The sequence below is a fragment of the Streptomyces sp. WAC 04229 genome (assembly GCF_003947455.1).
In the GTDB taxonomy this organism is placed as follows: domain Bacteria; phylum Actinomycetota; class Actinomycetes; order Streptomycetales; family Streptomycetaceae; genus Streptomyces.
In genome coordinates this window covers 1-26,343 of the sequence record NZ_QHJH01000090.1, presented here as the reverse complement: position 1 = coordinate 26,343, position 26,343 = coordinate 1, and the positions used below count along the sequence as shown (strand labels likewise).

25 protein-coding genes and 2 pseudogenes are annotated in these 26,343 nt (G+C 69.9%); 14 read left to right on the top strand and 13 right to left on the bottom strand.

Annotated elements, in window-relative coordinates; all coding sequences use genetic code 11:
* From DMH12_RS22735 to DMH12_RS22715, 5 genes are all read left to right on the top strand, one after another.
* Positions 1–822, top strand: an 822-nt coding sequence (locus tag DMH12_RS22735; RefSeq protein WP_125493337.1) for a tetratricopeptide repeat protein, incomplete at its 5' end; no start/stop codon positions are given.
* Positions 823–899: 77 nt separating this feature from the next.
* Positions 900–2,270 (top strand): extracellular solute-binding protein, encoded by a 1,371-nt coding sequence (locus tag DMH12_RS22730; RefSeq protein WP_125493336.1) that lies wholly within the window; start codon positions 900–902, stop codon positions 2,268–2,270.
* Positions 2,267–3,283, top strand: coding sequence for a carbohydrate ABC transporter permease (locus tag DMH12_RS22725; RefSeq protein WP_125493335.1), 1,017 nt, complete (start codon positions 2,267–2,269; stop codon positions 3,281–3,283). Before DMH12_RS22730 ends, DMH12_RS22725 begins: the two co-directional genes overlap by 4 nt.
* 5 nt (positions 3,284–3,288) lie before the next feature.
* A complete protein-coding gene (locus tag DMH12_RS22720; RefSeq protein WP_125493334.1) occupies positions 3,289–4,137 on the top strand; it encodes a carbohydrate ABC transporter permease in 849 nt (282 codons plus the stop codon).
* A 118-nt stretch (positions 4,138–4,255) separates the two neighbouring features.
* A complete protein-coding gene (locus tag DMH12_RS22715) occupies positions 4,256–4,969 on the top strand; it encodes a helix-turn-helix transcriptional regulator (RefSeq protein WP_125493333.1) in 714 nt (237 codons plus the stop codon).
* Positions 4,970–5,007: 38 nt separating this feature from the next.
* Here the strand turns inward: DMH12_RS22715 and DMH12_RS22710 are convergent, their stop codons facing one another.
* On the bottom strand, positions 5,008–6,033 hold the full coding sequence (locus DMH12_RS22710) for an ATP-dependent 6-phosphofructokinase (protein WP_064729906.1): 1,026 nt from the start codon (positions 6,031–6,033) through the stop codon (positions 5,008–5,010).
* 197 nt (positions 6,034–6,230) lie between these two features.
* Between DMH12_RS22710 and pta the strand changes: the two genes are divergently transcribed.
* From pta to pyk, 3 genes are all read left to right on the top strand, one after another.
* On the top strand, positions 6,231–8,324 hold the full coding sequence (gene pta / locus DMH12_RS22705; protein WP_125493332.1) for a phosphate acetyltransferase: 2,094 nt from the start codon (positions 6,231–6,233) through the stop codon (positions 8,322–8,324).
* Entirely contained in the window at positions 8,321–9,553 is a 1,233-nt protein-coding gene (locus tag DMH12_RS22700; RefSeq protein WP_125493331.1) for an acetate kinase, read from the top strand. The genes pta and DMH12_RS22700 overlap by 4 nt, the downstream gene beginning before the upstream one ends.
* A 74-nt stretch (positions 9,554–9,627) precedes the next feature.
* The gene (pyk, locus tag DMH12_RS22695; RefSeq protein WP_064729903.1) at positions 9,628–11,058 is read left to right on the top strand and encodes a pyruvate kinase; all 1,431 of its coding nucleotides are present in this window, start codon (positions 9,628–9,630) and stop codon (positions 11,056–11,058) included.
* A 99-nt stretch (positions 11,059–11,157) separates the two neighbouring features.
* On the opposite strand, the gene DMH12_RS22690 is transcribed toward pyk, so the two are convergent.
* The 4 genes from DMH12_RS22690 to DMH12_RS22675 all read right to left on the bottom strand — a co-directional run bounded on the left by DMH12_RS22690 (position 11,158) and on the right by DMH12_RS22675 (position 15,547).
* On the bottom strand, positions 11,158–12,573 hold the full coding sequence (locus DMH12_RS22690) for a hypothetical protein (RefSeq protein ID WP_185832473.1): 1,416 nt from the start codon (positions 12,571–12,573) through the stop codon (positions 11,158–11,160).
* A complete protein-coding gene (locus DMH12_RS22685) occupies positions 12,563–13,201 on the bottom strand; it encodes a DUF6114 domain-containing protein (RefSeq protein WP_125493329.1) in 639 nt (212 codons plus the stop codon). The genes DMH12_RS22690 and DMH12_RS22685 overlap by 11 nt, the downstream gene beginning before the upstream one ends.
* Before the next feature lie 117 nt (positions 13,202–13,318).
* A complete protein-coding gene (locus tag DMH12_RS22680; RefSeq protein WP_125493328.1) occupies positions 13,319–13,951 on the bottom strand; it encodes a DUF6230 family protein in 633 nt (210 codons plus the stop codon).
* Between the two features lie 618 nt (positions 13,952–14,569).
* Positions 14,570–15,547, bottom strand: coding sequence for a tetratricopeptide repeat protein (locus tag DMH12_RS22675; protein ID WP_185832472.1), 978 nt, complete (start codon positions 15,545–15,547; stop codon positions 14,570–14,572).
* Between the two features lie 263 nt (positions 15,548–15,810).
* Between DMH12_RS22675 and DMH12_RS22670 the strand changes: the two genes are divergently transcribed.
* A complete protein-coding gene (locus tag DMH12_RS22670; RefSeq protein ID WP_125493327.1) occupies positions 15,811–16,446 on the top strand; it encodes a TetR/AcrR family transcriptional regulator in 636 nt (211 codons plus the stop codon).
* Between the two features lie 105 nt (positions 16,447–16,551).
* On the opposite strand, the gene DMH12_RS22665 is transcribed toward DMH12_RS22670, so the two are convergent.
* The 4 genes and pseudogenes from DMH12_RS22665 to DMH12_RS22650 form a co-directional block, all read right to left on the bottom strand.
* Positions 16,552–18,252, bottom strand: coding sequence for a methylmalonyl-CoA mutase (locus DMH12_RS22665; RefSeq protein WP_125493326.1), 1,701 nt, complete (start codon positions 18,250–18,252; stop codon positions 16,552–16,554).
* A 74-nt stretch (positions 18,253–18,326) separates the two neighbouring features.
* Positions 18,327–18,665, bottom strand: a complete 339-nt coding sequence (locus DMH12_RS22660) for a DUF3817 domain-containing protein (protein ID WP_163015798.1) — start codon at positions 18,663–18,665, stop codon at positions 18,327–18,329.
* 80 nt (positions 18,666–18,745) lie between these two features.
* On the bottom strand, positions 18,746–19,255 hold the full coding sequence (locus tag DMH12_RS22655; protein WP_125493325.1) for a MarR family winged helix-turn-helix transcriptional regulator: 510 nt from the start codon (positions 19,253–19,255) through the stop codon (positions 18,746–18,748).
* Positions 19,256–19,332: 77 nt separating this feature from the next.
* Positions 19,333–19,483 (bottom strand): annotated as a pseudogene (locus tag DMH12_RS22650) (thiamine-binding protein); the annotation flags it as partial.
* Positions 19,484–19,515: 32 nt separating this feature from the next.
* Between DMH12_RS22650 and DMH12_RS22645 the strand changes: the two are divergent.
* Positions 19,516–20,913 carry a recombinase family protein gene (locus tag DMH12_RS22645; RefSeq protein WP_185832471.1) on the top strand — a complete coding sequence of 466 codons (1,398 nt, stop codon included), beginning with the start codon at positions 19,516–19,518 and terminating at the stop codon, positions 20,911–20,913.
* A 445-nt stretch (positions 20,914–21,358) separates the two neighbouring features.
* Here the strand turns inward: DMH12_RS22645 and DMH12_RS22640 are convergent.
* Positions 21,359–21,445, bottom strand: a pseudogene (locus tag DMH12_RS22640) (thiamine-binding protein); the annotation flags it as partial.
* Positions 21,442–21,786, bottom strand: coding sequence for a DUF3817 domain-containing protein (locus tag DMH12_RS22635; RefSeq protein WP_125493323.1), 345 nt, complete (start codon positions 21,784–21,786; stop codon positions 21,442–21,444). The gene DMH12_RS22635 and the pseudogene DMH12_RS22640, both read right to left, overlap by 4 nt.
* Positions 21,787–21,959: 173 nt before the next feature.
* Here DMH12_RS22635 and DMH12_RS22630 point away from each other — a divergent pair, with 173 nt between their 5' ends.
* Positions 21,960–22,592: an AIM24 family protein gene (locus DMH12_RS22630; protein WP_125493322.1), complete on the top strand. Its 633-nt coding sequence runs from the start codon at positions 21,960–21,962 to the stop codon at positions 22,590–22,592.
* Between the two features lie 2 nt (positions 22,593–22,594).
* Entirely contained in the window at positions 22,595–23,245 is a 651-nt protein-coding gene (locus DMH12_RS22625) for an AIM24 family protein (RefSeq protein ID WP_125493321.1), read from the top strand.
* Positions 23,246–23,277: 32 nt separating this feature from the next.
* Here DMH12_RS22625 and DMH12_RS22620 read toward each other — a convergent pair whose 3' ends face one another.
* Positions 23,278–24,480, bottom strand: coding sequence for an RNA-guided endonuclease TnpB family protein (locus tag DMH12_RS22620; protein WP_125493320.1), 1,203 nt, complete (start codon positions 24,478–24,480; stop codon positions 23,278–23,280).
* Positions 24,481–24,629: 149 nt separating this feature from the next.
* On the opposite strand from DMH12_RS22620, the gene DMH12_RS22615 reads away from it, so the two are divergent.
* Positions 24,630–25,406 carry an AIM24 family protein gene (locus tag DMH12_RS22615; protein ID WP_125493319.1) on the top strand — a complete coding sequence of 259 codons (777 nt, stop codon included), beginning with the start codon at positions 24,630–24,632 and terminating at the stop codon, positions 25,404–25,406.
* A gap of 101 nt (positions 25,407–25,507) precedes the next feature.
* Entirely contained in the window at positions 25,508–25,984 is a 477-nt protein-coding gene (locus DMH12_RS22610; RefSeq protein WP_125493318.1) for a MarR family winged helix-turn-helix transcriptional regulator, read from the top strand.
* 1 nt (position 25,985) lies between these two features.
* Here the strand turns inward: DMH12_RS22610 and DMH12_RS39890 are convergent.
* Positions 25,986–26,343, bottom strand: a 358-nt coding sequence (locus tag DMH12_RS39890) for an ATP-binding protein (protein WP_260474307.1), incomplete at its 5' end; no start/stop codon positions are given.

The following is a 26,343-nucleotide window of genomic DNA, read 5'->3' as shown; positions in this document are numbered from 1 at the left end:
GGGTGGGGGCGGGAGGAGCGGTTCGCGGACACGGCAATGCGGCTGGCCTTTTGTCTGGCCGAGTATCTGGCCTGGCGACGGCATTTCGACGACCTACTCACGGTCGCGGAGGCTGCCCGGAAGTCCGCCCACCTGACCGGAGACCGGCTGGCCGAGGCCATGGCGTGGAACAACCTCGGCAACGCCCTGCGGAATGCTGGCCGCGCGGAGAAGGCCATTGACGCCCACACCCAGGCCCGCGACCTGTATCAGACCAGTGGACACCGTCACGGTGAGGCCATCGCGTGGGGCAACCTCGGCAACGCCCTGCTGGTGGCGGGCCGGGCGAAGAAGGCGATCAAGGCACACACTCGGGCTCGCAGACTGTATCGAGCCGTGGGGGACAGCCACCGCGAGGCCGTGGCGTGGAACAACCTCGGATGTGCCCTGCAGGAAACAGGCCAGGTAAAGGGTGCAATCCACGCCCACACCCAGGCACAGACCATATATCGGGCAGTGGGAGACCACCATCGTGAAGCCACGGCGTGGAACAACCTCGGCAACGCCCTGTTCAGAGCACGAAGGGTCGAGGAAGCGATCGAGGCGTACAACAAGTCTCTTGATGCCTTCGCAGACTTCGAGGACTGGTACGGCACGGGGCAGACCCTTTACAACCTGGCCGTCGCGCACGACACCGCCCGTCACCTTGTCCAGGCCCGCACCACCTGGCTCCAGTCCGCCAACGCCTTCACCCGCGCCAACGCCCCCGCCGAAGCCGCCGCGTCCCGCGCCCGCGCCGCCGCGCACCCGGCTCCCCCGAATCCCCACTCGCAGGAGCATTGACCTGACTAGACCACTCCTCTTACGTTCGCCGAGCAGCCGTCCCGGCCACAGTGTCGTGCCCGTAGGAGGTCGTGCCCGTGCGTCCCAGCTTCCGGTTCACCGCCCTGTTCACCCTCACCGCGCTCACCTCCACGGCGCTCGCCGCCTGCGGAAGCGGCTCCGGCAGTGATCCGGACACGGTGAAGGTCTCCTTCAAACAGTCGACGGACAACTCCATCAAGGTGATGGACACGTATCTCGCCGACATCAAGAAGCAGTTCGAGAAGGCCAACCCGGGGAAGAAGGTCGAACTCGTCCCCATCAAGGCCCCGGACTCGGAGTACTACACCAAGCTCCAGCAGATGCTCCGCTCCCCCAAGACCGCGCCGGACCTCGTCTACGAGGACACCTTCCTCATCAACTCCGACATCACCAGCGGGTACTTGAAACCTCTCGACCCGTACCTGGAGAAGTGGAAGGACTGGGACCAGTTCATCGACACGGCCAAGTCGGCGACCGCGGGCGAGGACGGCAAGACGTACGGCGTCCCGGACGGTACCGACACCCGCGGGCTGTGGTTCAGCAAGGACGTCTTCGCCAAGGCCGGGCTGCCCGCCGACTGGCAGCCGAAGACGTGGGCCGAGGTCCTCGACGCCGCCCGCGCCATCAAGGAGAAGGTCCCCGGCGTCACCCCGATCAACGTGTACACCGGCAAGCCGGCCGGTGAGGCGGCCACCATGCAGGGCTTCGAGATGCTGCTGTACGGCACGAACGACGGGAGCACGGACCCCCTGTACGACAAGGACGGCAAGAAGTGGATCACGGCGGGGAAGGGGTTCGAGGACTCCCTCGCCTTCGTCGAGAGCGTGTACAAGGAGAAGCTCGGCCCGGAGGTCTCCGACGCGCTCGACCCCAACTTCGGCACCGCCGTCCGCGGTGAGCTGCTGCCGCAGGGCAAGCTCGGCATCGCCCTGGACGGCTCCTGGCTGCCGCAGGACTGGCTGGAGGGCAGCGGGCACGAGTGGCCCGAGTGGTCGAAGGAGCTGGGCCTGGCGGCCATGCCGACGCAGAACGGCCAGGCGCCCGGCAAGGTGAGCATGTCCGGCGGCTGGGCCTGGTCGATCCCGGCCAAGGCGGCCAACCCGGACCTGGCCTTCGACTTCGTGAAGACGATGCAGACCAAGGCCAACGCTCAGAAGTGGTACGTCGCCAACTCCGGCATCGCGGTCCGCGAGGACGTCGCGAAGGATCCCGCGTACGTCGACGCCCAGCCCGGCATCAAGTTCTTCACCGACCTGGTCGAGAGCACCCACTACCGGCCCGCCTATCCGGCGTACCCGAAGGTGTCGGTGGCCATCCAGGAGGCGATGGAGGGCGTGACGACCGGCGACCTGTCGGTCGAGGAGGCGGCGCGCGGGTACGACGAGGCGCTCAAGGAGGCCACCGACAACCAGGTGGTGAGCAGGTGACCGCGGCCACGCCGCCGCAAGCGGGTCCGGAGGTCGCCAAGGCTCCGCCGGGCCCGCCCGCCCCCCCCGCGAAGGGGGGCCGGGAGGTCGCAAGGCCCCGCCGGGCCCCCCCCGCCCCCGCCCCGGGGCAGGCCGGGGGCGGGCGGGCCGGCACCGCCCGCCGCTCCCTGCTGCGCGCCCTGCCCGTCTCCCCCGCCGTCGTCCTGCTGCTGCTCTTCCTCGCCGGCCCGATCGCCTACTGCGTGGTCATCGCCTTCACCGACCTCCAGCTCACCGGTCAGGCCGAGGAGTCCTTCGTCGGCTTCGAGAACTTCCAGCGGGCGTTCCAGGACGAGGCGTTCCGCAACGCGGTGTGGCTGACCCTGGTGTTCACGGTGCTGTCCTCGCTGATCGGGCAGAACACCCTGGGGCTCGCGCTGGCCACGCTGATGCAGCGGGCCTCGAAGCCGGTCCGCACGCTCACCGGTGGCATCGTTGTCACCGCCTGGGTGCTGCCGGAGGTGGTGGCCGGCTTCCTGCTCTACGCCTTCTTCCGCCGCGAGGGCACCCTCAACGCCGTGCTGGACTGGCTCCATCTGCCCTCCCAGAACTGGCTGTTCACGCTGCCGATCCTGGCGGTGTCCTTCGCCAACGTGTGGCGGGGCACCGCGTTCTCGATGCTGGTCTACTCGGCCGCCCTGAACGAGATCCCCAAGGAGGTCACCGAGGCCGCCGAGGTGGACGGCGCGGGCGGCTGGCGCCGCATGTGGCACGTGACGCTGCCGATGATCCGGCGCTCCATCGCCACCAACCTCATGCTGAACACCCTCCAGACGCTGTCGGTCTTCGGGCTGATCTGGGTGATGACCCGGGGCGGTCCCAGCGGCAAGAGCCAGACGCTGCCGCTGTTCATGTACGAACAGGCCTTCCAGAACAGCCTGATCGGCTACGGCACGGCGGTGGCGCTGCTGCTGTTGCTGATCGGCTCGCTGTTCTCGGTCGTGTACCTGCGCCTGCTCCGGACGGAGGTCTGATCCCGATGGCCCTCACGACGCGCCCGCCCGCCAGGCGCCGCACACGGCGCAGACTGGCCGCCGACGCCGGTCTGCTGGCGGTGGCGGCGGCCTTCGTCCTGCCGCTGGCCTGGGTTGTGCTGTCCGCCCTGGACCCGGACGCGGGCCTGCGGGTGAAGGTCCCCGACGGGCTGACCCTGGACAACTTCGACGCGATCCTCACCCCGGAGATCACCTTCACCCCGCTGCTCAACAGCCTGGTCCTGTGCGGCGGAGCGACCCTGCTGACGGTGGTCTGCGCGGCGCTCGCGGCGTATCCGCTCTCCCGTTTCCGGTCCCGGCTCAACCGGCCCTTCCTGCTGACGATCCTGTTCGCGACCAGCCTGCCGATCACGGCGATCATGGTGCCGGTCTACGCGCTCTTCGTGCGGGTGAACATGATCGACACCATGCAGGGGACGGTCTTCTTCTTCGCCGCCTCCCAGCTGCCCTTCGCCATCTGGCTGATGAAGAACTTCATGGACGGCGTGCCCAAGGAGCTGGAGGAGGCGGCGTGGACGGACGGGGCGTCCTCGTTCCAGTCGCTGCTGCGGATCGTGCTGCCGCTGATGGGACCGGGGGTGGCGGTGGTGACGGTGTTCTCGTTCGTGATGATGTGGGGGAACTTCTTCGTCCCCTTCATGCTGCTGCTCTCCCCGGACCAGATGCCCGCCTCGGTCAGCATCAACGACTTCTTCGGCAACCGGGGCATGGTGGCGTACGGGCAGCTGGCGGCGTTCTCGATCGTCTACTCGACGCCGGTCGTGCTGCTGTACGTGCTGATCTCCCGGCGGCTGGGCGGCGGGTTCGCGCTGGGCGGGGCGGTCAAGGGGTGAGCGCGGCGGAGTGAGGGCGGCGCGAGGGGCGCACGGGGGTCCCTGCGCGCCCGTAGGTTCGCACAATCCGTATCGCTGGCTGAACAGCCCGTAGTCAGCCCGGCCCCGGACCCCTACGGTGTGGCGCGTGCGCCGACCCTCATCCGGCCCGAACCAGTCGGGCCCCCCGTTCAACGCCCTCGCCGCCCGCCGGCTGCGTGCCGCCCTCAACATGGGCCCCGAGCACGTCGCCCACAACATACGGGTCTCGTACGGACTGCCGTACGTCACCCCGGACCTCGTCGTCGCCTGGGAGCGGGGGACGGTCTCCCCCGGGAACCCGGAGCTGACCGCCCTCGCCGGGGTGCTGTGGTGCTCCCCCGGCGAGCTGATCGGCCGGCCGCAGACCCTGCGCGAGCACCGGGTCGCCCGCGGCCTCGCGCCGGAGGACGTGGCGCGGACCGTGGGACTCGCGCTCGCGGCCTACCTGCGGATGGAGGAGACCGACGACTGGCGCGGCACCGACCGCCAGTCGGCCCAGCTGGCCGACGTGCTCGGGCTGTCGCTGCCGGACTTCGTCACCGTCACGGGCCGCGAGGAGAAGCTGGCCGACCTGCTGACCAGCGCCGTGAGCACCCGCTGGCAGGGATATGTGCGCCCGGTCGCCAAGCTGGCCCCGCTGGACCGGCGCGTCCTGGAGAACGTCCTCCAGGTGCTGCACCAGGACTACCAGGGGCACATGGCCTCCACCCTCAGCTGGGGCGGGGGCAGCGGTGACGCCGGCGCCGGGGGGCGCGACTTCCTGGACCGCATAGTGGAGCACTTCTGGTCGGCGGTCGAGAGGCACCCGTGAACGCCGGCCGGCGGCCGGGCGGCGGTCCGGGCCGGCGGCTAGAAGACCGACTCCGCCTCGTCCATCCGGTCCTTCGGCACCGTCTTCAGCTCGGTGACGGCCTCCGCGAGCGGCACCATCACGACGTCCGTGCCGCGCAGCGCGGTCATGTGGCCGAACTCGCCGCGGTGCGCCGCCTCCACCGCGTGCCAGCCGAAGCGGGTGGCGAGCACCCTGTCGTAGGCGGTCGGCACGCCGCCGCGCTGGACGTGGCCGAGGATGACGGGCTTGGCCTCCTTGCCGAGCCGGCGCTCCAGCTCGTACGCCAGCGCGGTGCCGATGCCCTGGAACCGCTCGTGGCCGAACTTGTCGATCGCGCCCTTGCCGTAGTCCATGGAGCCCTCGGCGGGATGGGCGCCCTCGGCGACGCAGACGACGGCGAACTTCTTGCCGCGGGAGAACCGCTCCTCGACCATCTTGACCAGGTCGGCGGGGTCGAAGGGGCGCTCGGGCAGGCAGATGCCGTGGGCGCCGGCGGCCATGCCGGACTCCAGGGCGATCCAGCCCGCGTGCCGGCCCATGACCTCGACGACCATCACGCGCTGGTGGGACTCGGCGGTGGTCTTGAGGCGGTCCATGGCCTCGGTGGCCACCCCGACGGCGGTGTCGAAGCCGAAGGTGCGGTCGGTGGAGGAGATGTCGTTGTCGATCGTCTTCGGCACGCCGACCACCGGCAGGCCGGCGTCGGAGAGCATCCGGGCGGCGGTCAGCGTGCCCTCGCCGCCGATCGGGATCAGCGCGTCGATGCCGAAGTTCTGGATCATGTCCGAGGCGTTCTCGCAGGCCTCGCGGAGCCGGTCGCGCTCCAGCCGGGAGGAGCCGAGGATGGTGCCGCCGCGGGCCAGGATGCCGCTGACCGCGTTCAGGTCGAGGGTGCGGTAACGGCCGTCCAGCAGGCCCGCGTAGCCGTCCTCGAAGCCGATGACCTCGTCGCCGTAGTTGTCGACCGCTCGGTGCACGACCGACCGGATCACTGCGTTCAGGCCGGGGCAGTCGCCGCCTGCGGTGAGAACTCCGATACGCATCGTGCTGTGTCTCCTGCTCGCTGTGGACACCGGTGAGCCGATGCAATTGTTCCACGGCCCGGGGAGCGAGGGGCACTGACGGGCGCCTTAGCTACTGTGAGAGGTATTGTCAAGAGGGTTCCGCTCACCCCGGTGGGCGATTTTTGTGCACGGGTCAGCCGCCGCCAGACCGACACCAGACGAAACGGAGAGCACGCGTGACGCGCAGCGTGTACGTGACCGGTATCGACCGCGGGGACGGCCGCCAGGTCGTCGAGCTGGGGGTCATGGAACTCCTGACCCGGCAGGTCGACCGGGTCGGCGTCTTCCGCCCCCTGGTGCACGACGGGCCGGACCGCCTCTTCGAGCTGCTGCGCTCCCGCTACCGGCTCTCCCAGGACTCCGCGACGGTCTACGGCATGGACTACCAGGAGGCGTCCGCCCTCCAGGCCGAGCAGGGCACCGACGAGCTGGTCTCCGCGCTGGTCGACCGCTTCCACCTGGTCGCCCGGGACTACGACGTCGTCCTCGTCCTCGGCACCGACTTCGCCGACACCCAGTTCCCGGACGAGCTGTCGATGAACGCCCGGCTCGCCAACGAGTTCGGCGCCTCCGTCGTCCCGGTCGTGGGCGGCCGCAAGCAGACCGCGGAGTCCGTGCTCGCCGAGACCGTCAACGCCTTCCGCGCCTACGACACCCTGGGCTGCGACGTCCTGGCCATGGTGACCAACCGGGTGGCCCGGGAGGACCGGGACGAGATCGCCGAGCGGCTGGCGAACCGGCTGCCGGTGCCGTGCTGGGTGGTGCCGGACGAGCCCGCCCTGTCCGCGCCCACCGTCTCCCAGATCGCGCACGCCCTCGGCGCCCAGGTGGTCCTCGGCGACGACTCCGGGCTCGCCCGCGACGCGCTGGACTTCGTCTTCGGCGGGGCCATGCTGCCCAACCTGCTGGCCGCGCTGACCCCGGGCTGCCTGGTCATCACGCCGGGCGACCGCGCCGACCTGGTGATCGGCTCCCTCGCCGCGCACAGCGCGGGCACCCCGCCGATAGCCGGCCTGCTGCTGACCCTGAACGAGGTGCCCGGCGACGGCATCCTCACCCTCGCCGCCCGCCTCGCCCCCGGCACGCCGGTGCTCTCGGTGACCGGCAACAGCTTCCCCACCGCCGAACAGCTGTTCTCCCTGGAGGGCAAGCTCAACGCGGCCACCCCGCGCAAGGCGGAGACCGCCCTCGGCCTGTTCGAGCGGTACGTCGACACCGCCGAGCTGAGCAGCCGGGTCTCTGCCCCGAGCAGCGACCGGGTCACGCCGATGATGTTCGAGCACAAGCTGCTGGAGCAGGCCCGCTCCGACCTGCGCCGGGTCGTCCTCCCGGAGGGCACCGAGGAGCGGGTGCTGCACGCGGCGGAGGTGCTGCTGCGCCGGGGCGTGTGCGAGCTGACCCTGCTCGGCCCGGTCGAGCAGATCCGCAAGAAGGCCGCCGACCTGGGCATCGACCTGGAGGGCGCCGAGCTGACCGACCCCGCCGTCTCCGAGCTGCGGGACTCCTTCGCCGAGAAGTACGCCGAGCTGCGCGCCCACAAGGGCGTGACCGTGGAGCTGGCGTACGACGTGGTGTCGGACGTGAACTACTTCGGCACGCTGATGGTGCAGGAAGGGTACGCGGACGGCATGGTGTCGGGGTCGGTGCACTCCACGGCCGCGACCATCCGGCCCGCCTTCGAGATCATCAAGACCAAGCCGGACGCCTCCATCGTCTCGTCCGTCTTCTTCATGTGCCTGGCCGACAAGGTCCTGGCCTACGGCGACTGCGCGGTCAACCCGGATCCGAACGCGGAGCAGCTCGCCGACATCGCGATCCAGTCGGCGGCCACGGCGGCCCGGTTCGGGGTGGACCCGCGCATCGCGATGCTGTCCTACTCGACGGGCACCTCCGGGTCCGGCGCCGACGTCGACAAGGTGCGCGCGGCGACGGAACTGGTCCGCGCCCGCCGTCCGGACCTCAGGATCGAGGGGCCGATCCAGTACGACGCCGCGGTGGAGCCCTCGGTGGCCGCGACCAAGCTGCCGGACTCGGAGGTCGCCGGGCAGGCCAGCGTGCTGATCTTCCCCGACCTGAACACCGGCAACAACACCTACAAGGCCGTGCAGCGCTCGGCCGGCGCCATCGCGGTGGGCCCGGTGCTCCAGGGTCTGCGCAAGCCGGTCAACGACCTGTCCCGGGGCGCGCTCGTGCAGGACATCGTCAACACCGTCGCCATCACGGCGATCCAGGCCCAGCAGTCCCCCACCGAGAAGGCTTCCGACCAGTGAGTCCCACGCGTGTCCTCGTCCTCAACTCCGGCTCCTCGTCGGTCAAGTACCAGCTGCTGGACATGCGCGGCAGCGACCGGCTGGCCGTGGGCCTCGTCGAGCGGATCGGCGAGGAGACCTCACGTCTCAAGCACACGCCGGCCGGCGGCGAGAGCCGTGAGTGGAGCGGCTCCGTCCCCGACCACGAGTCCGCGCTGAAGGCCGTGGCGGCCGAGCTGGCCAAGGACGGCCTCGGCCTGGACTCGGCGGAGCTGGCCGCGATCGGGCACCGCGTGGTGCACGGCGGCAGGCACTTCACCGAGCCGACGGTGATCGACGACGCCGTGCTCGCCGAGATCGAGCGGCTGATCCCGGTCGCCCCGCTGCACAACCCGGCCAACCTCACCGGCATCCGCACCGCGCAGGCGCTCCGCCCCGACCTGCCCCAGGTCGCCGTCTTCGACACCGCCTTCCACACCACGATGCCGGAGTCCGCGGCCCGCTACGCGATCGACGTGGAGACCGCCGACGCGCACCGCATCCGCCGCTACGGCTTCCACGGCACCTCGCACGCGTACGTGTCCCGGGAGACCGCGCGGCTGCTCGGCCGGGCGCCCGAGGACGTGAACGTGATCGTGCTGCACCTGGGCAACGGGGCGTCGGCCTCCGCGGTGCGGGGCGGGCGGTGCGTGGACACCTCCATGGGGCTGACGCCTTTGGAGGGGCTGGTGATGGGTACGCGCTCGGGAGACATGGACCCGGCCGTCATCTTCCATTTGATGCGCGTAGGCGAAATGTCCGCCGACGAGATCGACACTCTCCTCAACAAGAGGAGCGGTCTGATCGGGCTGTGCGGTGACAACGACATGCGGGAGATCCGCCGCCGCGTCGACGCCGGCGACGAGCGGGCCCGGCTGGCCTTCGACATCTACATTCACCGGCTGAAGAAGTACATCGGCGCCTATTACGCCGTTCTCGGACGGGTGGACGCGGTGGCCTTCACGGCCGGGGTCGGCGAGAACGCGGCGCCGGTGCGGGAGGCCGCCGTGGCGGGCCTGGAGGGGCTGGGCCTGGCGGTCGACGGCGCCCTGAACGCCGTACGCGGCGACGGGGCGCGGCTGATCTCGCCCGCGGACGCGCGGGTGGCGGTGGCCGTCGTACCGACCGACGAGGAAATGGAGATCGCGACGCAGACCTACGCGCTGGTAATTGGTTCAGGTGGTTCGGCGGGTTCCGAGAATCTCACCTGAGCGGCATCCCGCCCTTTTGTATTTTCCGCCAGACGGAATATTCCGCGCCGAAACAAACCGATAGGATGGCACCCATGCGCCGTTCGAAAATCGTCTGTACTCTCGGCCCCGCGGTCGACTCCCACGAGCAGCTCGTCACGCTGATCGAAGCCGGCATGAACGTGGCCCGCTTCAACTTCAGCCACGGCACTCACGCCGAGCACCAGGGGCGGTACGACCGCCTGCGGGCCGCCGCCAAGGAGACCGGGAGGGCCATCGGTGTCCTCGCCGACCTCCAGGGCCCGAAGATCCGCCTGGAGACCTTCGCGGAGGGCCCCGTCGAGCTGGTGCGCGGTGACGAGTTCACCATCACCACCGAGGACGTGCCGGGCGACAGGACGATCTGCGGCACGACGTACAAGGGCCTGCCCGGCGACGTCACCAAGGGCGACCAGGTGCTCATCAACGACGGCAACGTCGAGCTGAAGGTCACCGAGGTCGTGGGCCCGCGGGTGAAGACGATCGTCATCGAGGGCGGCGTCATCTCCGACCACAAGGGCATCAACCTGCCCGGCGCCGCGGTCAACGTGCCCGCGCTGAGCGAGAAGGACGTGGAGGACCTCCGGTTCGCCCTCCGCATGGGCTGCGACCTGGTCGCCCTCTCCTTCGTCCGGGACGCCAAGGACGTCGACGACGTGCACCGCGTGATGGACGAGGAGGGCCGCCGCGTCCCCGTCATCGCCAAGGTGGAGAAGCCGCAGGCGGTGGAGAACATGGAGGGCGTCGTCGCGGCCTTCGACGCCGTCATGGTCGCCCGTGGCGACCTGGCCGTCGAGTACCCGCTCGAGAAGGTCCCCATGGTGCAGAAGCGCCTGATCGAGCTGTGCCGGCGCAACGCCAAGCCGGTGATCGTGGCGACCCAGATGATGGAGTCGATGATCACCAACTCCCGGCCGACCCGCGCCGAGGCCTCCGACGTGGCCAACGCGATCCTGGACGGCGCCGACGCGGTCATGCTGTCCGCGGAGTCGTCGGTGGGCGCGTACCCCATCGAGACGGTCAAGACGATGTCGAAGATCGTCACCGCCGCCGAGCAGGAGCTGCTCTCCAAGGGCCTCCAGCCGCTGGTGCCGGGCAAGAAGCCGCGCACCCAGGGCGGTTCGGTGGCCCGGGCGGCCGCCGAGATCGCCGACTTCCTGGGCGGCAAGGGCCTGGTGGCCTTCACCCAGTCCGGCGACACCGCCCGCCGCCTGTCCCGCTACCGCGCGGCCCAGCCGGTGCTCGCCTTCACCACCGACGAGTCGACCCGCAACCAGCTGGCGCTCAGCTGGGGCGTGGAGCCGCACGTGGTGCCGTTCGTGAACAGCACCGACGAGATGGTCGACCTGGTGGACCAGGAGACGGCCCGGCTCGGCCTGTTCAGCGACGGCGACATCGTCGTGATCACCGCCGGTTCGCCCCCCGGCGTCCCCGGCACCACCAACATGGTCCGCGTCCTGCACCTGGGCGAGACGCGGCGCGGCTGAGACAGCGCGCACGGCCTCCGTACGGCGCTGAGGGCGCCCCCTGCGAACAGGGGGCGCCCTCTGCGGTTCCGCGGCTCCCGAACGGGCTCGTGGGCGCGCTCAGTCGGTCACGAACTGGTGCAGGCCCGGGACGTGGAGCGTGCCGCCGAACTGACCGGCCTGGACGACCGTCACCTTGGTGAAGTAGATCAGCGGGATGTCCAGCGGCGGCGGGTTCTCCGGGTCGAAGGTGATCGGGATCAGCCCGAGCAGGTTGCCCGAGATGCTCTCGGTGTACATCACCGTCTCGCCGTCGCGGATCGTGGACGTCGAGCCCTCGGCCGCCTGGACGTGGTGCGTCTTGCCGGCCTGCTTGTCCTTGACCGTCTGGTGCAGGTCGCCGATGTCGGTGCCGTTGGATATGACGTACTTCAGCACCTTCTTGGTGGTGCCGTTGGCCGTCTTCACCTCGACGACGCCCTTGTAGGAGGCGCCCTTCAGCAGCAGCGAGCTGGCGTTGAGGTACCACGGGTCGTCGGGCAGCGGCACCTTGTTGTCGACGCCGCCCTCGTCGTCGGTGGCGACGGGGCAGTCGTCGGCGTCCACACCGGCGCTCTCGGAGGCGCTGGGCGTGGGTGAGGCGGTGGCCTCCTCCTTCGCCTTCTCCGCGGCCTCCTTGGCCTTCTCGGCCTCCTCCTTCGCCTTCTCGGCCGCCTCGTCCACCGACTTGCCGGTGTCCTCGGCCGCCTTCGACGCCGCGTCGGTCGCGCCCTCGACGGTGTCCTTCGCCGTGTCGGTGACCTTGTCGGTCGTCTCCTTCACGGTCTCGGAGGCGTCGTCGGCGGCCTTCTCGGACGCGGACGGGCTCTCGGAGGGGGTCGCCTCGGGGCTCGGGGTCTCCTCGGCCTTCTTGCCGCCGGTGAAGATGCCCTCGATGGCGTCGCCGATGCCGTCCAGCAGCCCGCCCTTGCCCTCCGACTCGGAGGGTGCGGGCGCCGGGGCGTCACCGCCGGCCGACTCCCCGCTCTGCGACGCGGAGGGGCTCGGGGCGGGCTGGGACGTGTCGTCCTTGCCGACCTCGTCGCCCTGGCCGTCCTTGTCGTCGGAACCTGAATCCGACGAAGAGGACTCGCCCTTGTCCGCACCCGAGTCCGAGGCGTCGGGCTCCTTCGCGTCGCCCTCGTCCTCCGTGCCGCCCTTCTCGTCGGTCTTCCCGTCCGTCGCCGAGGGCGACGGGGTGGGCGACGCGGACGTGTCCCTCTCGGCGTCCTCCAGGGCCGCCACGCAGTCCTTGTACTCGTCGGCCGTCAGGCTGTTGGAGGCCGGCGCCGCGTCGTTGCCGTCGGCGAGGGCGAGCGTCGGCGTGAACCCCATCCCCATGAGCACGGCCGTGGGCATCGCCGCGATGGCTATCGCCTTGCCGGCCGGCATGTGGAACCTGGTGAACAACGGCTTCTTGGGTGCCGCGTGGCGCGGCCCGGTTCTCGCACGGGACGACTCCACGTCAGTCCCGCGGGTCACCTCGTCAGCCGGCACTGTGCCTCCCGTTCGCCCCGTTGGCCGGGCTCGTTCCTGACAGATCGTGCGCCCCCAGTGCCTCGAAGGTCTGGGTGGGACCCCCGCCCTCCGTCCCTTCGCGCGGCCTCGGCACCGTGGCGTCGGACGCGGTGCCGCCGGGCGCCGGGATGCCGGGGAGCTCGGTGCCGGGGACCGCGCCCTCGGGCGCGTCACCCCTTCCCCTGCCCTCCACCGGCGGCTCGTCCTGCGGCGGTTCGCCCGGCACCCACGAGACGGCCATCGCTCCGCCGACCAGTGCGAGCAGGAAGCCGATGAGGAAGCCGCCGAGGTTGGACACGGGGATGGAGACCAGCGCGAGCAGGATCGCCGCCACGCCCGCGAAGACACGGACATGCTTCTGGAACCACAGGCTGACGCCCAGGACGACCAGCAGCACACCGATGATCAGTGACCCGGAGCCCGCGGTGGTGGCCATCGCGAGGGTCAGGTGACCGATCTGGAGGTTGGCGTACGGGAAGTAGGCGATGGGGAGTCCGCCGAGCGCGATGAACAGGCCGGCCCAGAACGGCCGCCCGCCTCGCCAGGCACGGAACTGCAGCCTCCGGCGGGTGAACTGGCCGGCTGCGGCAGGAGTCTCGGCGCTCATGGAAAACAGCTCCCTGGTACGGCTTTGCTGTGGTGGAGATGTGGTCCGCGCACGAGGGCGCGGCCGGAGAGTGGACGGGCGGGGGCGCCACAGGCTCCCCCGCCCGTCAAGGGGTGCTTAGTAGCACTCCTTGACACCCTTGGACAGCGACATCTTCAGACCGCTGAGCTTGAAGGTTCCGGCGGTGGTCGCCCACGCCGTCTGCTTCACACCGGTCAGCGTGGCCGAGTCGGCCTGCTGCGCGAATCCGTTCGGGTTCGCGGTGTCGCCCTTCGCGATGCCGGGACCCTTGCTGGCGTCCTTGGCCGCCACACCGATGTCGATGCCGCGGAACGTCGCGTCGGCCTCGAGTTCCTCGACGTCGATGTAGAGGTTCTTGGCCTCGACCGCCTTGTCACCGCCGCCGGCCTTCAGCATGAGGCTGACGGAACCGATCAACGGGATGTCCGGGGTGACCACGGACTGGCACATGTTCTTGATCGACGCGGACTTGAACGCCGAGACCGCGACGGGGTGAGCCGTCTTCTCGCCCTTCAGCGTGTAACCCGAGTCGATCGCCCCGTACTGGGAGAAGCCCGTGCCGTCGAGCCGGTCCGCCGTCACCTTGAACGACTGGCCGGAAACGCTGAACGACGCGGCGAGAGCGCCCTGCGCGAGCGCGACGCCTATCGCAGCCGTGGCGGCAACGCTGGGCACCATCACCACAGCGAACCGCTTCCATCTGGTCCCGCCACGCACCTGGGACTCCATATTTCCTCCTTCTCGGACGTACATCTCCTGGCCTCGGCCGGCCGCCGGTTCTGCGGCTCGGTCTGGCAGGGATGGGAGAAGTGCTACGTCCTCGGGAAGGAGAGCGCCCGAACCCGGCGGCGCGTACCACGCGCCCGAGTCACCGGCGATCACCCCCGAGCGACAACCACTGGTCGCGCCTGACACGCATCACGCACAACCCTGCTGGACAGGCTTCGCCGGGTGAGCGAAGACCCCCCTGCCCAAGGGCCGGCTCCACTGCCGCCGGCCCTGCTCGGTGGGGACCCAGGAACCCCCGCGACCCGACTGGCTTTCGGGGTACGGGAATGGACCGAGCGTCGCCGATCGTGGTGCATTCTCGCCGCCGACACAAGGGGGTTCGTTACTCACTAGTAACGGCCGGATAACCACGGGGCGACGCACCGGGCCCGGACGGCGACGCTGGGTGTGCCACAGGGGCGGAACAAAACTATTGATCGATGGACAGAGTCCGACAGATCGACGCCGCTGACTTACTGGCAGTAACAGCGGCCGCGATTGCCAAGTTTTGGCAAAGCGCGGCCGCATTGACGCCTCGTCGACAGCTCCTTCACACCGGCAACACTCCGGTGGACACCTCTAGAAGAGGGCGCGAGCCAGTGCCCTGCGGGCCGCGGTGACCCGCGGATCGTCGGCGCCTACCACCTCGAACAGCTCCAGCAGCCGCACGCGTACGGCGTTGCGGTCGTCGCCGGCCGTGACGCGCACCGTGTCGATGAGACGAACGAAGGCGTCCTCCACGTGACCGCCCACCAGGTCCAGGTCGGCGGCGGCGATCTGCGCCTGCGCGTCGCCCGGCTTGTCGGCAGCCTCCTGGCGGACCTTCTGCGGGTCGGCGTTCTGCACGCGCTGGAGCAACTCGGCCTGCGCGAGACCCAGTTTGGCCTCGGTGTTGCCCGGGTCCTCGGCCAGCACGTTCTTGTACGACTGGACGGCACCGCCCAGGTCGCCCGCGTCCAGCGCCTGCACGGCGGCCTCGAGTGCCGCGTCGTGCGGTCCCGCGGGACGCTCCTCGGCGGCGGGCCGCTCGGCGCCCGGCTGGGCCTCGGGGTCGACGACGAGACCGGTCAGCCCGAAGCGCTCCTCGGCGACCTGCACCAACTGGTCCAGGGTCTGGCGGATCTGCGCCTCGCCCGCGGCACCCTGGAAGAGCGGCAGCGCCTGCCCGGCCACCACCGCGAACACGGCCGGGATGCCCTGGACGCCGAACTGCTGCATCAGCATCTGGTTGGCGTCGACATCGATCTTGGCGAGGAGGAAACGCCCGCCGTACTCGACGGCGAGCCGTTCGAGGACCGGGCTGAGCTGCTTGCAGGGCTCGCACCACTCGGCCCAGAAGTCGATGACGACCGGGACCTCGGTGGACCGCTGCAGGACCTCGCTCTCGAAACCGGCCTCGTCGACGTCGATGACGAGGTCGGCCGGCGAGACGGCCCCCGTCCCGCCCTGCCGGGCGGCCTCGGCGCGGGCCTGCTCCGCCTTCGTCTTGGCCTCCTGGGCCGCCTTCACCGCGGCGAGGTCGACGACCCCGCTCATGGACATGTTCCGTGGCTGCATGGGTCTATCCTCCCCCGTCCTGCGCGCGCGTGTGAAAACCGGGTCGAAAGCCCGCCCGGATGTGTGCTGTTCGGCATGTTTGCTGCTCGGCGCCGGGTCCCCACCCCACGCCCGTGGTCGTCGCTGGGGCACGGGCGTACCCGTGCTTTCGCTACGAGTCGTAGCGTAATACCGGAAGGGGCCGCCGGAACACCCCGCCCCGGTGATCTCCCTCACGGCCGCACGGAACCCGCCAATTGTGGCCGGGCATCTATGGTCGGGGAATGCAGAGCAGCACCCACGCCGGCCGTGCCGGGCGCCCGCGCAGTGCCGCGGCGGACACCGCGATCCTGGCCGCGACGCGGGAGGCCCTGGTCGACCTGGGCTGGTCCAGGCTCACCCTCGGAGACGTCGCGGGCCGGGCCGGGGTTGCCAAGACGACGCTCTATCGCCGCTGGGCGGGCAAGAACGAGCTGGTGGTCGACGCGGTGGCGGAGCTGTTCGACGAGCTCCGGCTGCCGGACCGCGGCTCCCTGGCGGCCGACATCGAAGGCGTGGTGCTCCAGTTCGCGGCGATCCTGGCCCGTCCGGAGGCCAAGAGCGGCCTGATGGCGGTGGTCGCCGAGTCGACCCGGGACGACGCGCTGCGCGAGCGCATCCGCACGTCGATCGTGGAACGCCAGAAGCGCCTGGTCCTGGAGGGCAGGGCGCGCGCCCAGATCCGCGGTGAGCTGCCCGCCGAGACCGACCCGGCCGAGGCCGCCCGCACCGCCGACCTCATCTTCGACGTGGTCGCGGGCGCGGTGGTGCACCGCACCCTGGTCAGCGCGGAACCGGCGGACGGCGACTGGGTACGGGGCTTCACACAGGTCCTGCTGTGGGGTCTGGCCTCCCGCCAGGCCGAACCCCCGACCGCCTGACCGCCCACCCGACCGAGCCCGGGGGCCGGCGGGTTGGCGGGTGGGCACAGGCCGGCGGTCCAAGGGGCGGAGCCCCCTGGCAACGCCCGCACCGGCGCCGGGCGCCTAGAACCCCGCCGGCTCCGTGTACACCCCCCACTCGTCCCGCAGCACGCCGCAGATCTCCCCGAGCGTCGCCTCCGCGCGCACCGCGTCCAGCATCGGCCCGATCATGTTGGCTCCGGACCGGGCGGCGCCCAGCATCGCCTCCAGGGCGCTGCGCACCGCCGCGTCGTCCCGGCGGGCCTTGCGCTCACCGAGCACCCGCACCTGCTCCCGCTCCACCTCGTGGCTGACCCGCAGGATCTCCAGGTCACCCGTGACGGAACCGGTGTGGACGTTGACGCCGACGACCTTCTTCTCGTCCTTCTCCAGCGCCTGCTGGTACCGGAAGGCGGACTCGGCGATCTCGCCGGTGAACCACCCGTCCTCGATGCCCCGCAGGATGCCGGAGGTGATCGGCCCGATGGGGTGCTGCCCGTCCGGGTGCGCCCGGAGCCCCCGCTCCTTGATCTGCTCGAAGATCTTCTCGGCGTCGGCCTCGATCCGGTCCGTCAGCTGCTCGATGAACCAGGAACCGCCCAGCGGGTCGGCGACGTTGGCGACGCCGGTCTCCTCCATCAGCACCTGCTGCGTGCGCAGCGCGATCTCGGCGGCCTGCTCACTGGGCAGCGCGAGGGTCTCGTCGAGCGCGTTGGTGTGCAGCGAGTTGGTGCCGCCGAGCACCGCCGCGAGCGCCTCCACGGCCGTACGCACCACGTTGTTGTACGGCTGCTGGGCGGTCAGCGAGACACCGGCGGTCTGGGTGTGGAAGCGCAGCCACTGCGCCTTGTCGGTCTTCGCGCCGTACACGTCCCGCATCCAGCGGGCCCAGATGCGCCGGGCCGCGCGGAACTTGGCGATCTCCTCGAAGAAGTCGAGGTGCGCGTCGAAGAAGAAGGAGAGGCCGGGGGCGAAGACGTCGACGTCCAGGCCGCGTGACAGCCCCAGCTCCACGTACCCGAAGCCGTCCGCCAGGGTGTACGCCAGCTCCTGCGCGGCCGTCGCCCCGGCCTCGCGGATGTGGTAACCGGAGACGGAGAGCGGCTTGTAGGCGGGGATGCCGGCCGCGCAGTGCTCCATCAGGTCACCGATGAGGCGCAGGTGCGGCTCGGGCTGGAAGAGCCACTCCTTCTGGGCGATGTACTCCTTGAAGATGTCGGTCTGGAGCGTGCCGTTGAGGACGGACGCGTCCACGCCCTGCCGTTCGGCGGCGACCAGGTACATGCAGAACGCGGGCACGGCTGGCCCGCTGATCGTCATGGAGGTCGTCACGTCGCCGAGCGGGATGTCCTTGAAGAGGACCTCCATGTCGGCGGCCGAGTCGATGGCCACCCCGCAGTGCCCGACCTCGCCGAGCGAGCGCGGGTCGTCGGAGTCGCGGCCCATCAGCGTCGGCATGTCGAAGGCGACCGAGAGCCCGCCTCCGCCGTTGCGGAGGATCATCTTGTAGCGCTCGTTGGTCTGCTCGGCGTTGCCGAACCCGGCGAACTGCCGGATGGTCCACGTACGCCCCCGGTAGCCGGTCGCGTGCAGGCCCCGGGTGAAGGGGTACTCCCCCGGCCAGCCGATCCGCTCGAACCCCTCGTACTCGTCCCCGGGCCGGGGCCCGTAGACCGGCTCCACCGGGTCGCCGGAGAGCGTGGTGAAGTCCGCGTCGCGCTTGCGCGCCGCGTCGTACCGGGCCTGCCACCGAAGGCGGCCTTCTTCTATGGCGTGAGCGTCCATACCCTCAATTTACTAGGACGTCCAAGTAAATGTCGATGGGAGACCGCCGCACGGGTGTCCGCACGGCGGTGGGCTCAGGCCTTGGCGGCCACCGGCTCGGCCCCGGCGACCTTGGCGTCCAGCTCCCGGCTGATCCGTCGCTCCACGAAGAAGGCGGCCGTCGGAACGGTCCCGGCGAGCAGCACCCAGAGCTGCTTCTTCACCGGCCACTTCGCCTTGGACCCCAGGTCGAAGGCGAAGATGAGGTAGACGACGTACAGCCAGCCGTGGGCGATGCTGACGACCTGCGTGAAGTCCGCGGCGCCGTCCATCTTCAGGGCGTACTTGGCGATCATGCCAAGGCACAGCGCGATCAACAGCACACCGGTGACGTACGCCATGACCCGGTAGCGGGTCAGCACGCTCTTTTTCATGCTCCGAGCGTAACCGCCCGTTTCGCGCGATCTTCGGGCGGCCCCGGCGACTCGCCCGGGCCTTGTCCCGGACCCTCGCCTCAGTCCTCGGCGAAGTCCCCGGCGGCTACCCGCAGCGGGCGGAGCATCGCGAAGATCTCGCCGCACTCCTCGGCGTCGTACGCGCCCAGGCCGAAGTCCATCGCCATGAGGTCGCGGGTGGCGGACTCGACCACCTCGCGGCCCCGGTCGGTGATGGAGGCCAGGGTGCCCCGGCCGTCGTTGGGGTTGGGCCGCTTGTCCACCAGGCCGGATCTCACCAGCCGGTCGACGGTGTTCGTCACGGACGTGGGGTGCACCATCAGGCGCTCACCGATCTTGGACATCGGCAGTTCGCCCGACTGGGAGAAGGTGAGCAGCACCAGCGCCTCGTAGCGCGCGAAGGTCAGCCCGTACGGCTTGACCACGGCGTCGACCTCGGCCAGCAGGATCTGGTGGGCCCGCATGATCGAGGTGATCGCGGACATCGAGGGCACGCCGCCCCAGCGCTGCTTCCAGAGTTCGTCGGCACGGGCGATGGGGTCGAAGGAGAGACCGAGGGGCTTGGACACGGCATCAGACCTTACCGGCCGGTCATATGCCGGTCAGCCCCGTCTCGCCCTTCGATACCACCGCCCGCGGCGGACGGCTACCCGGCGAGGTGCCGCTCCACCGTGTCCACCTTCGACGTGAGGCCGTCCGTCACACCGGGGCGGATGTCCGCCTTGAGGACCAGAGACACGCGCGGCGCCCGCGCTTCGACGGCCGCGACGGCCCGCCGGAAGGTCCATAACCTCGTCTCATTCAACCAAAGATAGATAGCTTGGAGCACATGACGGAACAACGGGCGGTCATCGCCGTCTACCTCCGGCTCTCACGCGAGTCCGACGACAGCGTCAGCCTTGAAACCCAGAGGTCCTTCGCTCACCGCTGGTTACTCGCCCACGGGTACAACCTGGCGGACGCCGTTGAGTACATCGACGCTGGCGTGTCCGGTGCGAAGCCGCTGGAAGCACGTAAGGGCATGGCCGCCCTGATGGCCGCTCGCCCCACCGTGGTCGTGGCGTGGAAGCTGGACCGCTTCGCCAGGTCCGTGTCTGAGTTCCTGCGGCTGGTCGCCTGGGCCGAAGCGCACGGCGCATCGATTGCCACCACGGACAACGCGATCGACACGACGACTGCGACCGGGCGCATGGTGGCCACGGTCCTGGCGGCGCTCGCCGAGTGGGAGCGCAACGCGATCGCGTCCCGCATCACCGACGGGCACGCCACACGCCGAGGTCAGGGCCGCTGGACCTCAGGCCGCCCCCCATATGGCTACCGCGTCGAGCGTCGAGATGGCGCCGCCTACCTCGCTATCGACGACGACCAGACCGCGAAGATCCGCAAAGCCGTCGGGTCTCTCGTCAACGGCTCCACAGTGGCAGCCACGGCCCGCATGACGGATCTGTCGGAGCCCCAGTGGCGACGGCTCCTGAAGTCGCCCACGCTGCGGGGCCAGCGCGCGCACAAGGGCGAACTGGTTTGCGCGGCGGACGGCATCACGCCCGTGAAGTTCGCCGAACCGATCCTGTCCGCTGCCGAGCTACTCGAAGTCCGGGAGCGCATGCTGGCTCTGGCCACGGGCCAGGAGCGTGCCCCGCGCCGCGCTACGCCCATGTGTTCCGGCATGGCGTCCTGCCACCGATGCGCCGGGAAGCTGCACGGCGGCACGTCGGACAAGGGCATCCCTCTGTACCGCTGCAAGGCGGGCCACGTCACCATCTACGCGGAGACGCTGGATGGCCGCGTGGAGGCGGAGTTCCTGACGACCTTCGGCTCCTGTGCAGAGACCGTCATTCGGCTGGAGGGCGGCAACGACTTGTCCGCCGAACTACTCGAAGCGCAGAAACAAGCGGAGCGTCTGGCCGCACGCATGGCCACCGCCGGCCCGCTGATGTTGGGGACACTGGAGAACTTGGCCCAGGACCTCGAAGACACGTACGCCCGTCTGAGGGCGGCGCATGACCCCGACGCCCGCGAAGCCCAGGTGCCCACCGGGCGGACCATGGCGCAGGCGTGGGAGATGTACGACGTACCGGCCCGGTCCCGCCTCTTGGCGGGCATGGGACTGCGGGTGACACTCCACCCGAAGCAACTAACCGACCGCCTGACCGTGGCCTGGGGGCCGACGCCAGAGAAGGCGCCGCAGGGGGAGCTGGACGGACTCTCCACGTGCGACACCCCGTAGTCCCGCCGGAGTTCCACTCACAGCCCGTTGCCGGGACTCCGCTCTGGTGGCGGGCCGTTCCCGTGCGCGAGATCAGCCGCAAGGAGCGTGACGCGAGGTGACCTATGGTTGACGGGATGGGCGGTGACCCCTCGACCGAAGATCACGCGCCGCAAGCGCATGACAACCCAGACTGGAACGTCCGTCCGCTGCACCCGTTGATGACCATGCGGATCCCTCGGCACAGCGGGCGCACGTTCGGCCCGTAGCAAGCCGGACACAGCTCGGGCGGTCTTGCTCCGTCGCCGTCCGTCCGCCTGGCCCCCCGTGCAAGTGCTACCGGTGCGGCACTGCCTGTCGCTGACATAAGCGCCCGGCCTGCTGAGCGACGGCAAGCAAGACAGCCCGTCGTGCCGGAAGCCACGCCCCGATCAATCTCCGCGAGGCGTGGCCATTGGCCCCGCTACTCGCGGACCACCCGGACGGCGTCGGCGACGTACTCCCCGACGTCCTCGCCGACGCCGAGCGGCGTCACGGAGAAGGCGACGATCATGCGCCGACGATCCCTTCCTGGCGGGCGCGGGAGGCGATGACCGCGCTCTCGGCCTCACGCTTGAGCATGCGCTCCGCGAAGAAGCCGCCGGTGGGCAGGACGGAGAGGACGAAGTACAGGGCGGCGGTCTTCAGCGGCCACTTGGCGCGGTTCCAGGCGTCCGCCCAGAAGAGCACGTAGAGGACGAAGAGGAAGCCGTGGACCGCGCCCATCACGGGCACCGCGTTGAAGTCGGTGGTCCGCTTCAGCACCGAGCAGACGAGCAGGAGCAGGAAGGAGATCGCCTCGGGGCCCGAGACCAGGCGGAGGCGGCGGAGGGCGGAGGCGGTCTTGAGGTCCACGGGTCACCTTCGGTGGGAGAGGAAACGGTACTCGGGCGCACCGCCGGCCGCGGCGGTTTGTGAACGCACGCACAAGCGCACGCCCATTGTGGCAAACCCCCCGACGCGCCCGGGCGAGGGGGTCGATCCCTGTCGGCGGACCCGCCAGTCGGGCTACCTTCACATTTGTGGCGATGTTCCGACTTCAAGGAAGCAAGGTACTCGCCGTCGACATGACCGGAGACGCCGTGAAGGCGAAGAACGGCTCGATGGTCGCGTACGACGGTGAGATGGCCTTCAAGAAACTGAGCGGCGGCGGTGAGGGCATCCGCGGGATGGTGACCCGGCGGATCACCGGCGAGCAGATGACGGTGATGGAGGTGAGGGGGCAGGGCACCTGCTGGTTCGCGGACCGGGCCTCGGAGATCAACCTCGTGGCCCTCCAGGGCGACACCCTGTACGTCGAGTCGAGCAACTTCCTGGCCGCGGACGCCGGACTGCGCACCGGCACCAGCTTCACGGGGACGCGCGGCGCCTCGCAGGGCAACGGGCTGTTCACCACGACCGTCGAGGGGCACGGGCAGGTGGCGATCATGTCGGACGGCCCGGCGGTGGCGCTGCGGGTCAGCGCGCAGTACCCGCTGACCGTCGACCCGGGGGCGTACGTGGCGCACCAGGGGAACCTGCGGCAGTCCTTCCAGTCGGGTGTGACCTTCCGCACCCTGCTCGGGGAGGGCGGCGGCGAGGCGTTCCAGATCCGCTTCGAGGGCGACGGACTGGTGTACGTGCAGCCGAGCGAGCGGAACACGATCGCGGGGGATGTCTGACGATGGCCTTCCAGGAGATCAACCACAAGATGGTGCAGGCCACCGTGGCGCCCGGGCAGCGGCTGTTCAGTCAGCGCGGTGCCATGCTCGCGTACCGGGGCGAGGTGTCCTTCACCCCCAATCTGCGGGGCGGCCAGGGCGGCGTCATGTCGATGATCGGCCGCCGGGTGGCGAACGAGGACACCCCGCTGATGACCGTGGAGGGCAGCGGCACGGTCCTCTTCGGGCACGGCGGCCACCACGTCCAGGTGATCGACCTCGCCGGCGACACCCTGTACGTCGAGGCGGACCGCCTCCTCGCCTTCGAGGGCACCCTGGAGCAGGGCACGGTGTTCCTGGGCTCCCAGGGCGGCGTCATGGGCATGGTGCGCGGGCAGGTCAGCGGGCAGGGGCTGTTCACCACGACGCTGAAGGGCCACGGCTCGGTCGCGGTGATGGCCCACGGCGGCGTCTTCGAGGTCCCGATCACCCCGCAGCGGCCGGTGCGCGTGGACCCCCAGGCGTACGTCGCCCACCACGGCGACGTGCGCAACAGGCTGTCCACCGCCATGGGCTGGCGGGACATGGTGGGGCGCGGCTCGGGCGAGGCGTTCCAGCTGGAGCTGAGCGGCAGCGGCACGGTGTTCGTCCAGGCGTCGGAGGAGAAGCTTTGACTGCCCCCCTCCCTGACGAGGGGGTTACTGGCTCAGGCTGCCTCCGGGAGCGGCGCTCCGGGAGGTCTTGCGCCCTCGACACCAGCCGGGTCCAGACCTGCCCGGACGAGCATGACGCGCGCGGAGTTCTTGTCCCTGGGGGAGACGGCTCCGCACGCGGTGCAGGTGTAGGTGCGTTCCGACAGCGGCAGGACGTGCTTGGCTCTCGCTCCGCACCGCGCGCAGTCCATGGTGGTGTGGGCGGGGTGCACCAGAAGTACGCCCCGGCCGTGCTTGCGGCCCATCTCGATCAAGGCCTGTTTCGTCGCGCCGATGGCCGCGTCGGCGGCCTTGCGTGCCATCGTGGTCCTGGCGAGGAACTTCGGACGGAAGTCTTCCACGGCGATCACGTCGTGGTCGCGGACCACCTTCTTCGCCCACTTGCGGGCTGCGTCCTGCCGCTGCCGGGCGATCTTCGCGTAGGTCTTCGCCCGCCACCTCTTCGCCTCGCGGTAACCCCTCGAGGCAGACCGCCCCTTCTTCGGTTTCCGGCGGGCCATCATCCGGTCGTACCGCGACAGCTTCGTCTGGGCCTTCCTGCCGTGTCCGGCATGAGGAAGGTCGTGAACGTCACTTGTCGTGGTGGCGGTCTCACGCACGCCCCAGTCGACACCGATCACCGCACCGGTTGCGGCGAGTGGCTGTACAAGTGCGGGGACGACGAAAGAGGCGTACCAGTGCCCGATGCTGTCGCGGTACACGCGAACGCTGGAGGGGGCGACAGGCAGATGCCGCGACCACACCACCGTCACCACAACCCCGCCCGCGAGGTTCAGACGCCCGTCGTTCAACCGGAACCCACGCTTCGTATAGTTCAGGGTCAGGTTGGCCTCATGCTTCTTCCTGTGACGCGGCATTCCCGCCCGACGGCGCACCGGCAGGCGCTCCCTGATGTCCTTCAATGCTTTCGCGCGCGACGTGCCGAAGTCCCGGATGGTCTGCTGCTGAGGTACCGAGGCTCCCTCGGACAGCCACGGCGTCATCGCGCGAGCCCCGGTCAACATCCGGTCCAAGCTCGCCGGACCGCACTTCTCCCCGTTTCGATGCGCCTTCTTCGACCGAGCCACGCACTCGTTCCAGACCCAGCGACAGCGGTCCCACTCCGCCAACAACCGTCGCCGGGCAGTCGACGACACACGAAGCCGAAACGTGTACCGAGCATGCCCGGACCCGTCCACCTGCGTCGATGCCGTCATGCCACGAACGTAGCCGCTAGATCCGAGCCCCTCCTGGAGTCCCCCAAGACTCACTCGAACGTGTGGCCGCCGCACTCCGCCACCAACTCCAGGAACGCTATTTCTCCCACACCAGCCAATAGAGGCCGAGGCATGCTCGGAGGTATCCGGTGAACACCGCCCACCACGACCCGTCGATCCTGCCGGCCGACGACAACGTGAACGCGTACACCTTCTGCGTGGAGTTGAAGGGGAGCCAGTGGTTCCTGCAGAAGGGGAAGATGATCGCCTACTACGGGACGATCGACTTCAACGGGATCGGGCACGGCCGGCTGGACCGTCTGGTGCGTACCTCGTTCCATTCGCCACTGCACGCGAGCGACTGGGTCGTGGCCGAGGGTTCGGGCAAGATGCTCCTCGCCGACCGGGCCTTCGACGTGAATTCGTACGACCTCGAGGACGGCAACCTGACCATTCGCTCCGGCAACCTGCTCGCTTTTCAGCCAAGTCTCGCGCTGAAGCAGTCGATCGTGCCGGGTTTTCTGACGCTGATCGGAACCGGAAAGTTCGTGGCCGCGTCGAACGGTCCGGTGGTGTTCATGGAACCGCCGATCCGGGTCGACCCGCAGGCCCTGGTCGGCTGGGCCGACTGCCCGTCCCCGTGCCATCACTACGACCACGGGTACATGACCGGCCTGATGGGCGGTCTACGTGCGATGACGGGGCTCGGCGGGGCCTCCGGGGAGGAGCACCAGTTCGAGTTCGTGGGAGCGGGGACGGTGCTGCTGCAGTCGAGCGAGGCACTGATGGCGGAGCAGGCCACGGGGGCTCCGCCGCAGCAGGCGGGGGTGCCCGGCGGCGGGTCGCCGGGAGCCCAGGGAGGGCGTTCCGGGGTACCGGGGCTTCCCGGACAGCTGGGGGACCTCCAGCGCCGCTTCGGGCTGTGAGCGGTAATCTGCGGAGTGTGACATCGAACGCGTGCGCACCGTCACCGTCACAGAAAACCCCTCACTAGTTCGCCTTTCAACTTTTTAGGTAGACTTCATTCATGGAGACCGAGACGGCCACCCGCTGGCTGACCGATACGGAGCAGTGTGCTTGGCGCACCCACCTGGAGGTCAACAGGCTGTTGACGCACCAGCTAGAGAAGGACCTGCAGCCGTTCGGCCTGACAATGAACGACTACGAGATCCTGGTGAACCTCTCCGAGTCGGAGGGCGACCGCATGCGGATGAGCGACCTGGCCACCGCCACGATGCAGTCCAAGAGCCGCCTCTCCCACCAGATCACCCGCATGGAGAACGCGGACCTGGTGCGCAGGGAGAACTGCGAGTCCGACCGCCGCGGCCTCTACGCCGTCCTCACCGAGCACGGCTTGGAGACGATGCGGAAGGTCGCGCCGCACCACGTGGCCTCCGTCCGCAGGCACTTCATCGACCTGCTGGCCCCCGAGACCCTGACCGAACTGGACAAGGCACTCAAACCCATCGCGGAGCACCTGCGCGGACAGCGCGGACGTTCCTGATCTAGGCGGTCGGCAGGCGGAGCTCGAACAGGGCGCCGCCTGCCGGCGCTTCGTGCACGGTGAGCGTGCCGCCGTGCCGCACGGCGACGTCGCGGGCGATGGCCAGCCCGAGACCCGCCCCGCCGTCGTCGCGGCTGCGGGCGGCGTCGAGCCGTACGAACCGTTCGAAGATCCGCTCCCGGTCGGCCTCGGGCACCCCCTCGCCGTCGTCGGCCACCCCGACCATCGGGACCCGCCGCCACAACGTCTCGCCGCACGAGCCGGAGGGCTCCGGGGGTGTGGCCGGCATGATCATGTCCGCCCTGTCGGCGCCGCTGTACGCCAAGGCGCTCATCGACTCCGTGCTGCGCCGCAAGAGC